The following is a 14,774-nucleotide window of genomic DNA, read 5'->3' as shown; positions in this document are numbered from 1 at the left end:
GGCTGTTTGCCCCTGAGGCTCCGGAGTCAAGCCTACGGCGTGTGCACCGAGGGTGTTACTCGCCCTTGGCCTTCGCGATGATCTCCTCGGCGACGTTCCGGGGAACCTCGGCGTAGGAGTCGAACTGCATCGAGTAGCTTGCGCGACCCGACGTCTTGCTGCGGAGGTCACCGACGTAGCCGAACATCTCCGAGAGCGGCACGAGGCCCCTCACGACGCGGGCGCCGGCGCGCTCCTCCATGGCCTGGATCTGGCCACGGCGGGAGTTGATGTCGCCGATGACCTCACCCATGTAGTCCTCGGGCGTGGTGACCTCGACGGCCATCATCGGCTCGAGCAGCACGGGGCTGGCCTTGCGCGCGGCCTCCTTGAACGCCTGGGAACCGGCGATCTTGAAGGCGAGTTCGGAGGAGTCCACCTCGTGGTAGCCACCGTCGAGCAGGGTGACGCGCACGCCGGTCATCTCGTAACCGGCGAGGATGCCGAACTGCATGGCCTCCTGCGCACCGGCGTCCACCGAAGGGATGTACTCCTTCGGGATACGGCCACCGGTCACCTTGTTCACGAACTCGTACGAGGCGTCGCCGCCCTCGATCGGCTCGATCGCGATCTGCACCTTGGCGAACTGACCGGTACCACCGGTCTGCTTCTTGTGCGTGTAGTCCAGCCGGTCGACCGCCTTGCGGATGGTCTCGCGGTACGCGACCTGCGGCTTGCCGACGTTGGCCTCGACCTTGAACTCACGGCGCATACGGTCGACCAGCACCTCGAGGTGCAGCTCGCCCATACCACCGATGATGGTCTGGCCGGTCTCCTCGTCCGAGTGAACCTGGAAGGAGGGGTCCTCCTCCGCGAGACGCTGGATGGCGACACCCAGCTTCTCCTGGTCACCCTTGGACTTCGGCTCGATGGCGACCTGGATGACCGGGGCCGGGAAGTCCATGGACTCCAGGATGACCGGCGCCTTGTCGTCGCAGAGCGTCTCACCGGTCGTGGTCTGCTTCAGACCCATGACGGCGACGATGTCGCCGGCGCCGACCGCCGCGATCTCCTCACGCTTGTTCGCGTGCATGCGGTAGATCTTGCCGATGCGCTCCTTCTTGCCCTTGACGGAGTTCAGCACGGCGGTGCCGGACTCCAGGCGGCCCGAGTAGACCCGGACGAAGGTGAGCTTGCCCAGGTGCGGGTCGCTCATGATCTTGAACGCGAGCGCCGACAGCGGCTCGTCGTCGGACGGCTTGCGCTTGACGACCAGCTCCGGGTCCTTGACGTCGTGGCCCTCGATGGCCTCGACGTCGAGCGGAGAGGGCAGGTAGCGCACGACCGCGTCGAGCAGGGGCTGAACACCCTTGTTCTTGAACGCGGTGCCACAGAACACCGGGGTGACCGTGACGTCGTTGGACTTGCCGGACGCGATGGTGATGCGACGGATCGCGGCGTACAGCTGCTCCTCGCTGGGCTCGGTGCCCTCGAGGTACAGCTCCATGATCTCTTCGTCGTTCTCGGCGACGGCCTCGATGAGCTTGCCGCGGTACTCCTCGGCAGCCTCGGTGTGCGTGGCCGGGATGTCGACGACGTCGTACATCTCGCCCTTGGTGGCCTCGGCGGACCACACGAACGCCTTCATCGTGACCAGGTCGACGACGCCCTTGAAGTCGGCCTCGGCACCGATCGGGAGCTGCATGACGATCGGCTGAGCGCCGAGGCGGTCAGAGATCATGTCGACGCAGCGGTGGAACTCGGCACCGGTCCGGTCGAGCTTGTTGACGAAGCAGATGCGGGGGACGCCGTAGCGGTCCGCCTGACGCCACACCGTCTCGGACTGGGGCTCGACGCCGGCGACGCCGTCGAACACCGTCACGGCACCGTCGAGCACCCGCAGGGAACGCTCCACCTCGACGGTGAAGTCGACGTGGCCCGGGGTGTCGATGATGTTGATGGTGTGGTCGACATCGGCCAGCGGCCAGTGACAGGTGGTGGCAGCAGAGGTGATCGTGATGCCACGCTCCTGCTCCTGCTCCATCCAGTCCATGGTGGCAGCGCCGTCGTGGACCTCACCGATCTTGTAGGACACACCGGTGTAGAACAGGATCCGCTCGGTGGTGGTCGTCTTGCCCGCGTCGATGTGGGCCATGATCCCGATGTTGCGGACCTTGGCCAGGTCAAGTGAAGTGGTAGCCATAAGGCTTCAGTCTTCTCTCGGTCTCGATGTGGGTAGCGACTACCAGCGGTAGTGCGCGAAGGCCTTGTTGGACTCGGCCATCTTGTGGGTGTCCTCGCGCTTCTTCACAGCGGCACCGAGGCCGTTGGACGCGTCGAGAAGCTCGTTGAGCAGGCGCTCGGTCATGGTCTTCTCGCGACGGGCGCGGGAGTAGCCCACGAGCCAGCGCAGCGCCAGGGTGCTCGCGCGGCCCGGCTTGACCTCGACCGGAACCTGGTAGGTCGCGCCACCGACACGGCGGGACTTGACCTCGATGGTCGGCTTGATGTTCTCGAGAGCGCGCTTCAGCGTGATGACCGGGTCGTTGCCGGTCTTCTCGCGCAGGCCCTCCATGGCGCCGTAGACGATGCGCTCGGCGGTGGAGCGCTTGCCGTTCAGCAGCACCTTGTTGATGAGCGACGTGACAAGAGGAGAACCGTAGACCGGGTCGATGATGACCGGGCGCTTCGGGGCAGGGCCCTTACGAGGCATGTCTTACTTCTCCTTCTTGGCGCCGTAGCGGCTGCGGGCCTGCTTGCGGTTCTTGACACCCTGGGTGTCGAGGGAGCCGCGAATGATCTTGTAGCGAACACCCGGCAGGTCCTTCACACGGCCACCACGCACGAGCACGATGGAGTGCTCCTGCAGGTTGTGTCCCTCACCCGGAATGTAAGCGGTGACCTCGATCCCGCTGGTCAGACGCACACGCGCGACCTTACGCAGGGCCGAGTTCGGCTTCTTCGGGGTGGTCGTGAACACACGCGTGCAGACGCCGCGACGCTGAGGGGAACCCTCGAGTGCGGGCGTCTTGTTCTTCTCGACCTTGTCCTGCCGGCCCTTCCGGACCAGCTGCTGGATCGTAGGCACTACTTCTCCGGTTTCTGTGTGCCGAATGTGAAGCTAACCTGGAACATCGCCGACCCACGCGGTCGGGTGTGTCGAATCCCGCGGACCTCCGCCGCGAGGCGGAAGGAGACGCGTATTGCGGTGGCCGCTTTTCAGGCCCCTGCGCGGTTGAAGGCACGCACGAGGGCCAGGGCACACCCCAGGCACAAGGTCTGAGCGTACTCAGTGCAATCACTTCGGTCAAAACAACGGCAGTGCCGCCGACACACCGAGGTTACGTCCGCGCCCCCGGCGACCCTTGTGATAGCGGGGATCCGGCCTCCGCAGGCGGCGGAATCGGCGCCCCGGCGTGAGCCGCGTCATGTCCGGTGCCGGGTGCGGGGCCGGGACCGGGTGCGGGACCGGATGCCGCCGCGCGGGCTTCGGCCGCGCCCTGCGCCACACCTTGCGCCCCGGCGTGAGCCACGTCATGTCCGGTGCCGGGTGCGGGTGCGGGACCAGGACCGGGTGCGGGACCGGGTGCGGGACCGGATGCCGCCGCGCGGGCTTCGGCCGCGCCGTGCGCCACACCTTGCGCCCCGGCGTGAGCCGCGTCATGCGTCGCCGCGCCATGCGCCGTGTCGTGGCCGACGAAGTACGTCGGGCGGTTCTGCACGGCCGTATAGATGCGCCCCACGTACTCGCCGAGCAGGCCCACGCAGATCAACTGGACCGCGCCGATGAACAGCACGCCGGTGAACAGGGACGTCCAGCCCGGGACGGTGTGCTCCAGCGCGTGGGCGCTCAGCGTGTAGACCATCAGGGCCAGGCAGACCAGGAAGGCGAAGCCGCCGAGCCAGGTGGCGATGCGCAGCGGAGCGGCGGAGAAGCCGGTGACGCTGTCCAGCGCGAGGCGGATCATCCGGCCCAGGGGGTACTTGCTCTGCCCCGCCGGACGCGGGGCCCGCTCGTAGGTGACCTGGCCGCTGGGGAAGCCCAGCCAGGGCACCAGGAGACGGTAGACGCGCTGCTGGTCCGGCAGGGCCTTCAGGGCGTCGACCGCGGCCCGGCTGAGCAGCCGGAAGTCACCGGCCTGGGCGGGCACGGACGGGCCGGCCAGGCGGCGCACGAGCCGGTAGTACAGGCCGGCGGTCCACCGCTTGAAGCCGGTGTCACTGGCCCGGTCGGCCCGGATGCCGTAGACGATGTCGAGGTCCTCGGCGCGGGCCAGCGCCAGCATGTCGGCGATCTTCTCGGGCGGGTCCTGGAGGTCGGCGTCGATGCTCACCACATAGGCGCCGTGCGCCCGGTCCAGGCCCGCGGTCAGGGCGGCCTGGTGGCCGGAGTTCCGACGCAGGCCGATCACGCGCAGCTCCGGCCAGCCGAGGCGGAACGCGGCGAGCAGCTCGGCGGTGCGGTCGGTGCTGCCGTCGTCGACGGCGATGACCTCGTAGTCGACGCCCAGCCCGGCCAGGACCGGGCGCACCCTGCTCACCAGCGCGGGGAGGACCTCTTCCTCGTTGTACATCGGGACGACGACCGACAAGACGGTCGCCACCGCCGTGGTGTCCGGCGCTTCTGGCACCCGTCCTCCCCCAAGCCGTGACGCACATGTGCGACGCTGTTGCGATCTTATGACCACACTTCACGATCATCCGGACAGCGGTCTCGCGCCTGGCTCCGGCCGGTCGTCCGAGGGGGGACCCCAGGCATGAGCACGGCCCGCAGCGACGCGGCGACGGACTCCGCGATGCCCGACGAGCCCGGCGAGCCCCACGAGCCCGACGGGCGGCAGGGGCGGCCGCGGATGCCGCGCCGCCCGACGCTGCCGGATGGTCTACGACCGTACCGTGCCCCACTGCTCCTGTACGGCGTCACGAAGCTGGTCGGGCTCACCGTCTTCGCGGTCCTGCTGGAGGCCGCCGGCGACTACCGGGAGAAGCAGCCCCGCTTCGGCGGCGGCGCCCACTGGTGGGACGTCCTCGCGACCTGGGACGGCTGGTGGTACCTCCAGGTCGCCGAGAAGGGGTACGACCCGCGCCCCCTGGAGCCCCTCGCGCCCGGCGGGCTGTTCACGGTCAAACAGAACTCCGTCGCCTTCTTCCCGCTGTACCCGGGGCTGATCCGGGGAGTGTCGGAGATCACCGGGCTCGGCCTGTTCGGGTCCGGGATCCTCGTCTCGGTGCTCGCGTCCTTCGTCGCCGCCGCCGGGATCTACGCCGTCGTCGCCACCCTCGCGGGCGTGCGGGCCGGCACGATCGCCGCCGGCCTGTGGGCGGTCGTGCCGGGCGCCGGCGTCGAGTGGGCGGTGTACTCGGAGTCCCTGTTCGTGGCCATCGCCGCCTGGTGCTGCTACTGCGTGCTGAAGGGCCGCTGGCTGACGGCCGGGCTCCTCGCCTTCGTGGCCGGCCTCAACCGGCCCACGTCCGCCGCCCTCATCGGCGCGGTCGGGCTCGCCGCGCTGGTGACGCTCGCACGGCGGGACGGCAGACGCGAACACGGGGTGGCGGGGCCGGTCTACGCCATGGTCGTCGCGCCCCTCGGCCTGCTCACCTATGTGGCCTGGGTCGGCCTGAGCATGGGCGACCTGACGGCGTACTTCACGCTCCAGCGCGAGGGCTGGGCGCACTACTTCGACTTCGGCGCCTACACCGCGGACGTGCTGGGCAACACGGCCGTCGGCCGCCACGACTACCTGTTCGCCTTCTCCGTCCCCGACCTCATCGCCGTCCAGGTGGTACTGGCGCTGCCGTTCCTGATCGCGCTGATGCTGCGGAAGAGGCCGCCGCTGGTGCTGGTCGCGTACACGCTGGCGAGCGTGGTGACCGTGCTGGGGACCCAGCAGATGTTCGGCAACACCCCGCGCTATCTGCTGCCCTGCTTCCCGCTGCTCCTGGCCCCCGCGGCGGCGCTGGGCCGCCTCCGCTGGCCGAGCCTGACGGTCCTCTTCACCACGGCGGCCGTCGCCTCGGGCTGGTACGCGCACTACGTCATGTTCGAGCTGGGCATCCCGTAACGGGACGGCCCGACGGGCGCCCTCGGGGGTGCGCTCCGGCGGAGCCCGTCACCCCTCACGACGAGCGCCGACGCAGACCGCCCCCGCCCGCGCCCGCGTGCTGCCCGCCGGGGCCGGCCGCCCGGAGGGTCGCGTCATGGGGGTCGCCCACCGGGGGTTCACGGGGTCCGTGGCTCGGCTCAGTTCGAGGCGACCGCCGCCAGGAACAGGACGGCCAGGAAGACCGCCCAGCCGGCCACCGACAGCCAGCCCAGGATGAGGCCGGCCAGGGCGAAGCCTTCGCCGCCGTCGCCGGTCCGGCGGATCTCGGCTCTGGCCGAGTGGCCGAGGATCACCGCGGGGATGCCGGTGAGGCCCATCGTCATCGTGGTGAGGACACCGCAGACCATGGCGCCGACCGCCTTGCCGTTCGTCGGCGGCGGGGCGGCCATGAAGGTCCGCGGAACCTGCGTCGGATAGCCGAGCGGCTGCGGGACGGACAGCTGCGCGGCGACGGGACCCTGGGGCAGGTCGGCCACGATCAGGGACAGCTCCCCCACCGTGCGGGCCTCGTACGCCCGCGCCACCCGGCGCTCGAACTCCACCTGCTGGAGACGGCCCTCGGCGAAACCGGCTCTGAGCACGTCGACAGTGCGCTCCCGGTCCGCGTGGGCGGCCAGCAGCGACGGACTGCTCTGGCCCTGCCACGGCTGCCATGGCGACGGATACGACACGGACACCTCCCCCGCTCGGCGTGAACTGCCTCCCATCATTCTCCTACGCTCGGCGTCCCGCGATGGTTCCCCACCGGTCGGGAGAAAGCCGTGAGGGACCGCCAGCGGGCCGGTGGCCCGGCGGGGGCCGCCGGGGTCCGCGCGGGGCGTGCCGACGGCCACAGCGCCGCGTACGGCCGCCGGGCACGTCGCGCACGTCGCGCACGCCGAAGGGCGGCCACCCACACGGGTGACCGCCCTTCGATACGTCAGACGTACGCCTTACTGGTTGTACGGACCGTAGTCGTAGTCCTCCAGCGGAACGGCCTGGCCGGAGCCGGTGCCGAACGGCGAGTAGTCGATGTCGTCGTAGCCGACGGCCGAGTACATCGCGGCCTTGGCCTCCTCGGTCGGCTCGACCCGGATGTTGCGGTAGCGGGACAGACCCGTACCGGCCGGGATGAGCTTACCGATGATGACGTTCTCCTTGAGGCCGATCAGGGAGTCGGACTTGGCGTTGATCGCCGCGTCCGTCAGAACCCTGGTCGTCTCCTGGAAGGACGCCGCCGACAGCCAGGACTCCGTGGCCAGCGAGGCCTTGGTGATACCCATGAGCTGCGGACGACCGGAGGCCGGGTGACCGCCCTCCTGCACCACACGACGGTTCTCGGTCTCGAACTTCGAGCGCTCGACCAGCTCGCCGGGCAGCAGCTCGGCGTCGCCGGACTCGATGATCGTCACGCGGCGGAGCATCTGCCGGATGATGATCTCGATGTGCTTGTCGTGGATCGACACACCCTGCGAGTTGTACACCCGCTGGACCTCGGCGACCAGGTGGACCTGGACGGCACGCTGACCCAGGATGCGCAGCACGTCGTGCGGGTTCTGCGTACCCACGGTGAGCTGCTGGCCCACCTCGACGTGCTCGCCCTCCTCGACCTTCAGACGGGACCGCTTCGAGATCGGGAACGCCGTCTCGTCGCTGCCGTCGTCCGGCGTGATGACGATCTTCTTCGTCTTCTCGGTCTCCTCGATCCGCACGCGGCCGGAGGCCTCGGAGATCGGGGCGACACCCTTCGGGGTACGGGCCTCGAAGAGCTCGACCACACGCGGCAGACCCTGGGTGATGTCGTCACCGGCCACACCACCGGTGTGGAAGGTACGCATCGTCAGCTGGGTACCGGGCTCACCGATGGACTGGGCGGCGATGATGCCGACCGCCTCACCGATGTCGACCAGCTTGCCGGTGGCCAGCGAACGGCCGTAGCACATGGCGCAGGTGCCGACGGCGGACTCGCAGGTCAGGACCGAGCGGGTCTTGACCTCCTCGACGCCGGCCTTGACCAGCTGGTCGATGAGGACGTCACCGAGGTCGACGCCCGCCGGGGCGAGCACCTTGCCGTCGACGACGATGTCCTCGGCGAGGCAGCGCGCGTACACGCTGGTCTCGGCGTTGTCCGCCTTGCGCAGCACACCGTCCTCGCCACGCTCGGCGATGGCCAGCTTGAGGCCGCGCTCGGTGCCGCAGTCCTCCTCGCGGATGATGACGTCCTGCGAGACGTCCACCAGACGACGGGTGAGGTAACCCGAGTCGGCGGTACGCAGGGCGGTGTCCGCCAGACCCTTACGGGCACCGTGGGTGGAGATGAAGTACTCCAGCACGGACAGGCCCTCACGGAACGAGGCCTTGATGGGACGCGGGATGGTCTCGTTCTTCGCGTTCGACACCAGACCACGCATACCGGCGATCTGACGCATCTGCATCATGTTTCCGCGGGCACCCGAGTTGACCATCATCGAGACGGGGTTGGTCTTCGGGAAGTTCGCGTTCATCGCCTCGGCGACCTCGTTGGTCGCCTTGGTCCAGATCGCGATGAGCTCCTGCGTGCGCTCTTCCTTGGTGATCAGACCACGCTCGTACTGCTTCTGGACCTTCTCGTCCAGCGCCTCGTAGCCCTTGACGATCGCCCGCTTCGCGTCGGGAACGACGATGTCGGAGATGGCCACGGTGACGCCGGAACGGGTCGCCCAGTAGAAGCCGGACGCCTTCAGGTTGTCGAGCGTCGCCGCCACGATGACCTTGGGGTAGCGCTCGGCGAGGTCGTTGACGATCTCCGAGAGCTGCTTCTTGCCGACCTCGTAGTCGACGAACGGGTAGTCCTCGGGCAGCAGCTCGTTGAAGAGCGCGCGGCCCAGGGTCGTCCGCAGACGGAAGGAGTCACCCTGCTGCCATTCCGGCTCGCCCTCCTCCTGCGCCGGCGGGGTCCAGCCGCGCGGCGGGATGGTGCCCACCGGGAAGCGGATGTCCACGCGCGACTGGAGCGACAGCTCGCCGGCGTCGAACGCCATGATGGCCTCGGCCACGGACGAGAAGGAGCGCTCCTCGCCCTTGACGTCGCGCAGGGCGCCGTCGGTGGTGAGGAAGAACAGACCGAGGACCATGTCCTGGGTCGGCATCGTCACCGGGCGGCCGTCGGCCGGCTTGAGGATGTTGTTCGAGGACAGCATCAGGATGCGGGCCTCGGCCTGCGCCTCCGCGGAGAGCGGAAGGTGCACGGCCATCTGGTCACCGTCGAAGTCCGCGTTGAACGCGGTGCAGACGAGCGGGTGGATCTGGATGGCCTTGCCCTCGACCAGCTGCGGCTCGAAGGCCTGGATGCCGAGGCGGTGCAGGGTGGGCGCACGGTTCAGCAGCACCGGGTGCTCGGCGATGACCTCTTCGAGGACGTCGTACACCACGGTGCGGCCGCGCTCGACCATCCGCTTGGCCGACTTGATGTTCTGCGCGTGGTTCAGGTCCACCAGGCGCTTCATCACGAACGGCTTGAACAGCTCCAGCGCCATCGCCTTCGGCAGACCGCACTGGTGCAGCTTCAGCTGCGGACCGACGACGATCACGGAACGCGCGGAGTAGTCCACACGCTTGCCGAGCAGGTTCTGACGGAAACGACCCTGCTTGCCCTTGAGCATGTCGCTCAGGGACTTCAGCGGGCGGTTACCGGGACCGGTGACCGGGCGACCACGACGACCGTTGTCGAAGAGGGCGTCCACGGCCTCCTGGAGCATGCGCTTCTCGTTGTTCACGATGATCTCGGGCGCACCGAGGTCGAGAAGGCGCTTCAGGCGGTTGTTGCGGTTGATGACACGGCGGTACAGGTCGTTCAGGTCGGAGGTCGCGAAGCGGCCACCGTCCAGCTGCACCATCGGACGCAGGTCCGGCGGGATGACCGGCACGCAGTCCAGCACCATGCCCTTGGGGCTGTTGCTGGTCTGCAGGAACGCGGAGACGACCTTGAGGCGCTTGAGCGCGCGGGTCTTCTTCTGGCCCTTGCCGGTACGGATGATCTCGCGGAGACGCTCGGCCTCTTCGTCGAGGTCGAAGGACTCCAGGCGCTTCTGCAGCGCCGCGGCACCCATCGATCCGTCGAAGTACGTGCCGAAGCGGTCACGCAGCTCGCGGTAGAGCAGCTCGTCGCCCTCGAGGTCCTGGACCTTGAGGTTCTTGAAGCGGGTCCACACCTCGTCGAGACGGTCGATCTCGCGCTGGGCGCGGTCGCGCAGCTGCTTCATCTCCCGCTCGGCGCCTTCGCGCACCTTGCGGCGCACGTCGGCCTTGGCGCCCTCGGCCTCGAGTTCGGCCAGGTCGGTCTCGAGCTTCTTGGCGCGGGCCTCCAGGTCGGAGTCGCGACGGTTCTCGATCTGCTGCCGCTCGACGGAGACGTGCGCCTCCAGCGAGGGCAGGTCACGCGTGCGGCGCTCGTCGTCGACGTACGTGATCATGTACGCCGCGAAGTAGATGACCTTCTCGAGGTCCTTCGGAGCCAGGTCGAGCAGGTAGCCCAGACGGCTCGGGACACCCTTGAAGTACCAGATGTGCGTGACGGGAGCGGCCAGCTCGATGTGGCCCATCCGCTCGCGACGCACCTTGGCGCGGGTCACCTCGACGCCGCAGCGCTCACAGATGATGCCCTTGAAGCGGACACGCTTGTACTTGCCGCAGTAGCACTCCCAGTCCCGGGTCGGACCGAAGATCTTCTCGCAGAAGAGTCCGTCCTTTTCGGGCTTGAGCGTGCGGTAGTTGATGGTCTCGGGCTTCTTGACCTCGCCGTGGCTCCACTGACGGATGTCGTCAGCGGTGGCCAGACCGATCCGGAGCTCATCGAAGAAGTTGACGTCGAGCACTATGCGTCAATCCCTCTCAGGGTTGTAAGTCTGTGGTCTGAAACGGGGGTCGCGGGGTCGGCGGGGCCTCTGCTGGAGAGGCCCCGCCGGACTCCCGTCAGACCTCTTCGACGCTGCTCGGCTCGCGCCGGGACAGGTCGATGCCGAGCTCTTCCGCCGCGCGGAAGACGTCCTCGTCGGTGTCGCGCATCTCGATGGACATGCCGTCCGAGGACAGCACCTCCACGTTGAGGCACAGGGACTGCATCTCCTTGATGAGCACCTTGAAGGACTCGGGGATGCCGGGCTCGGGGATGTTCTCGCCCTTGACGATGGCCTCGTAGACCTTCACGCGGCCGGTGACGTCGTCGGACTTGATGGTCAGCAGCTCCTGGAGGGCGTACGCGGCGCCATAAGCCTCCAGCGCCCACACCTCCATCTCACCGAAGCGCTGGCCACCGAACTGGGCCTTACCACCCAGCGGCTGCTGGGTGATCATCGAGTACGGACCGGTCGAACGCGCGTGCAGCTTGTCGTCGACCAGGTGGTGGAGCTTGAGGATGTACATGTAGCCGACCGAGATCGGCTCCGGGAACGGCTCGCCGGAGCGGCCGTCGAACAGCGGCGCCTTGCCGGACGGGAGCACCATGCGCTCGCCGTCGCGGTTCGGGATGGTGTGCTGGAGCAGACCGGTCAGCTCGTCCTCGCGGGCACCGTCGAACACCGGGGTGGCGACGTTGGTGCCGGGGGCCACGCTGTCGGCGCCGATCGCCTGAAGGCGCTGCGCCCAGTCCTCCGCGAGACCGGAGACGTCCCAGCCGCGGCTGGCGAGCCAGCCGAGGTGGATCTCCAGGACCTGTCCCGGGTTCATTCGGGACGGCACACCGAGCGGGTTGAGGATGATGTCGACCGGGGTGCCGTCCTCCAGGAACGGCATGTCCTCGATCGGCAGGATCTTCGAGATGACACCCTTGTTGCCGTGGCGGCCGGCGAGCTTGTCACCGTCCGTGATCTTGCGCTTCTGCGCCACGTAGACACGAACCAGCTGGTTCACGCCCGGCGGCAGCTCGTCGCCCTCTTCACGGTCGAAGACGCGGACGCCGATGACCTTGCCGATCTCGCCGTGCGGCACCTTCAGCGAGGTGTCGCGCACTTCGCGCGCCTTCTCACCGAAGATCGCGCGGAGCAGGCGCTCCTCCGGGGTCAGCTCGGTCTCGCCCTTGGGCGTGACCTTGCCGACGAGGATGTCGCCGGCGACGACCTCGGCACCGATCCGGATGATGCCGCGCTCGTCGAGGTCGGCGAGGACCTCCTCGGAGACGTTCGGGATGTCCCGGGTGATCTCCTCGGGGCCGAGCTTGGTGTCACGGGCGTCGACCTCGTGCTCCTCGATGTGGATCGAGGAGAGGACGTCGTCCTGCACGAGGCGCTGCGACAGGATGATCGCGTCCTCGTAGTTGTGACCCTCCCACGGCATGAACGCCACGAGCAGGTTCTTGCCCAGCGCCATCTCGCCGTTCTCGGTGGCCGGGCCGTCGGCGAGGACCTGACCGGTGATGATCCGGTCGCCCTCGTTGACGATGACCTTCTGGTTGACCGAGGTGCCCTGGTTGGAGCGCGAGAACTTGGCCAGGCGGTACGTGATGTACGTGCCGTCGTCGTTGGTCGTGGTGATGTAGTCCGCGGAGACCTCCTGGACCACACCGTCCTTCTCGGCCCTGACCACGTCGCCGGCGTCGACGGCGGAGCGGTACTCCATGCCGGTGCCGACGAGCGGGGCCTCGCTCTTGATGAGCGGGACGGCCTGACGCATCATGTTCGCGCCCATGAGGGCACGGTTGGCGTCGTCGTGCTCGAGGAACGGGATCATGGCGGTCGCGACCGACACCATCTGGCGCGGGGAGACGTCCATGTAGTCGACGTCGTCACCGGGGACGTAGTCGACCTCGCCGCCACGACGGCGGACCAGGACGCGGGCCTCCTCGAACTGGAACTCGTCACTGAGCGGCGCGTTGGCCTGCGCGATGACGAACCGGTCCTCCTCGTCGGCCGTGAGGTAGTCGACCTCGTCGGTGACGACACCACCGGTGACCTTGCGGTACGGCGTCTCGATGAAACCGAACGGGTTGATCCGGCCGTACGAGGCGAGCGAACCGATCAGGCCGATGTTCGGGCCTTCCGGCGTCTCGATCGGACACATGCGGCCGTAGTGCGACGGGTGGACGTCACGGACCTCGAAGCCGGCCCGCTCACGGGAGAGACCACCCGGGCCGAGCGCGTTGAGACGACGCTTGTGCGTCAGACCCGACAGCGGGTTGTTCTGGTCCATGAACTGGGACAGCTGGCTGGTGCCGAAGAACTCCTTGATGGAGGCGACGACCGGCCGGATGTTGATCAGGGTCTGCGGCGTGATCGCCTCGACGTCCTGGGTGGTCATGCGCTCGCGCACGACCCGCTCCATACGGGCGAGACCCGTACGGACCTGGTTCTGGATCAGCTCGCCGACGCTGCGGATGCGACGGTTGCCGAAGTGGTCGATGTCGTCGGTCTCGACCATGATCGAGCGGCCCGACTCGCCGAGCGTCTCGGTCTCACCGGCGTGCAGCTTCACCAGGTACTTGATCGTGGCGATGATGTCGTCGGTGGTGAGCACGCCGGCGTCCAGCGGCTCGTCGGCGCCGAGCTTCTTGTTCACCTTGTAGCGGCCGACCTTCGCGAGGTCGTAGCGCTTGGGGTTGAAGTAGAGGTTCTCGAGCAGCGTCTGAGCGGCCTCGCGGGTCGGGGGCTCGCCCGGACGCAGCTTGCGGTAGATGTCCAGGAGCGCGTCGTCCTGGCCCTGGGTGTGGTCCTTCTCCAGGGTGGCGCGCATCGACTCGTACTCGCCGAACTCCTCGAGGATCTGCTCGGTGGTCCAGCCGAGAGCCTTCAGGAGGACGGTGACGGACTGCTTGCGCTTGCGGTCGATGCGGACACCGACCATGTCGCGCTTGTCGATCTCCATCTCCAGCCAGGCACCCCGGGAGGGGATGATCTTGGCGGAGAAGATGTCCTTGTCGGACGTCTTGTCGATGGAGGAGTCGAAATAGACGCCGGGCGAGCGGACCAGCTGCGACACGACGACACGCTCGGTGCCGTTGATGACGAAGGTGCCCTTGTTGGTCATGAGCGGGAAGTCGCCCATGAAGACCGTCTGGGACTTGATCTCGCCGGTCTCGTTGTTCGTGAACTCGGCCGTCACGAAGAGTGGGGCCGCGTACGTGAAGTCACGGTCCTTGCACTCGTCGATGCTGTTCTTCGGCGGCTCGAAACGGTGGTCGCGGAAGGTCAGCGACATCGACCCGGAGAAGTCCTCGATCGGGGAGATCTCCTCGAAGATCTCTTCGAGGCCGGACTTGGTGGGGACGTCCTGACCGTTCTCGAGAGCCTCCTCGACGCGAGCCTTCCAAGCTTCGTTGCCGAGCAGCCAGTCGAAGCTCTCGGTTTGCAGCGCGAGAAGGTTCGGAACCTCGAGGGGCTCCTTGATCTTTGCAAAAGAGATGCGCAGCGGGGCAGTGCTGGCAGCGTGGTTCGTATTCGCGGTCGAGGCATTGCGCGAGGCGGCCAAGAGGGGGTCCTTCCGAGGGCTCGGACTCACTACGCGCGTACCGGCCCCTCCCCCACACAACGAGACAGACTCTCCCGAATCGGCTGAAAGGCCAGGTCGGAGGTGGTCGGTCATCGATGCTCGGGCGAGGGCATGCCCCTGGTGACGGGCAGGGGACAGCTAACAGGCAGCGCAAAGGGTCAGTGTAGCCACTTGGCACACTGATGTCCAATGCGGGTTTTTCGTGACCCTCGTAGCTCTCAACGCCCTCTGTCCTGGTTGCCCTCAACGCACGGT

Annotated in this window: 7 protein-coding genes and 1 pseudogene; 1 reads left to right on the top strand and 7 read right to left on the bottom strand. The window is 67.9% G+C overall.

Annotated elements, in window-relative coordinates; all coding sequences use genetic code 11:
* Positions 1-55: 55 nt before the first annotated feature.
* From fusA to ACFYO5_RS17440, 4 genes and pseudogenes are all read right to left on the bottom strand, one after another.
* Positions 56-2,182, bottom strand: coding sequence for an elongation factor G (fusA, locus tag ACFYO5_RS17455; RefSeq protein ID WP_356560331.1), 2,127 nt, complete (start codon positions 2,180-2,182; stop codon positions 56-58).
* A gap of 39 nt (positions 2,183-2,221) precedes the next feature.
* On the bottom strand, positions 2,222-2,692 hold the full coding sequence (gene rpsG, locus ACFYO5_RS17450) for a 30S ribosomal protein S7 (protein ID WP_030788318.1): 471 nt from the start codon (positions 2,690-2,692) through the stop codon (positions 2,222-2,224).
* 3 nt (positions 2,693-2,695) lie between these two features.
* Entirely contained in the window at positions 2,696-3,067 is a 372-nt protein-coding gene (gene rpsL, locus ACFYO5_RS17445) for a 30S ribosomal protein S12 (RefSeq protein ID WP_003948652.1), read from the bottom strand.
* A gap of 565 nt (positions 3,068-3,632) precedes the next feature.
* A pseudogene (locus ACFYO5_RS17440) lies at positions 3,633-4,610 on the bottom strand (glycosyltransferase family 2 protein); the annotation flags it as partial.
* Positions 4,611-4,736: 126 nt separating this feature from the next.
* On the opposite strand from ACFYO5_RS17440, the gene ACFYO5_RS17435 reads away from it, so the two are divergent.
* Entirely contained in the window at positions 4,737-6,041 is a 1,305-nt protein-coding gene (locus ACFYO5_RS17435; protein ID WP_388709512.1) for a hypothetical protein, read from the top strand.
* 179 nt (positions 6,042-6,220) lie between these two features.
* On the opposite strand, the gene ACFYO5_RS17430 is transcribed toward ACFYO5_RS17435, so the two are convergent.
* The 3 genes from ACFYO5_RS17430 to rpoB form a co-directional block, all read right to left on the bottom strand.
* Entirely contained in the window at positions 6,221-6,754 is a 534-nt protein-coding gene (locus ACFYO5_RS17430; protein ID WP_388709510.1) for a DUF1707 and DUF4190 domain-containing protein, read from the bottom strand.
* 261 nt (positions 6,755-7,015) lie between these two features.
* The gene (locus tag ACFYO5_RS17425) at positions 7,016-10,915 is read right to left on the bottom strand and encodes a DNA-directed RNA polymerase subunit beta' (protein ID WP_356560333.1); all 3,900 of its coding nucleotides are present in this window, start codon (positions 10,913-10,915) and stop codon (positions 7,016-7,018) included.
* 97 nt (positions 10,916-11,012) lie between these two features.
* Positions 11,013-14,498: a DNA-directed RNA polymerase subunit beta gene (gene rpoB / locus ACFYO5_RS17420; RefSeq protein WP_356560334.1), complete on the bottom strand. Its 3,486-nt coding sequence runs from the start codon at positions 14,496-14,498 to the stop codon at positions 11,013-11,015.
* Between the last annotated feature and the right edge of the window lie 276 nt (positions 14,499-14,774).

The sequence above is a fragment of the Streptomyces sp. NPDC006259 genome (genome assembly GCF_042870975.1).
Lineage (GTDB): Bacteria > Actinomycetota > Actinomycetes > Streptomycetales > Streptomycetaceae > Streptomyces.
The sequence above is the reverse complement of the archived record's forward strand: the minus strand, read 5'-3'. Positions and strand labels throughout refer to the sequence as shown.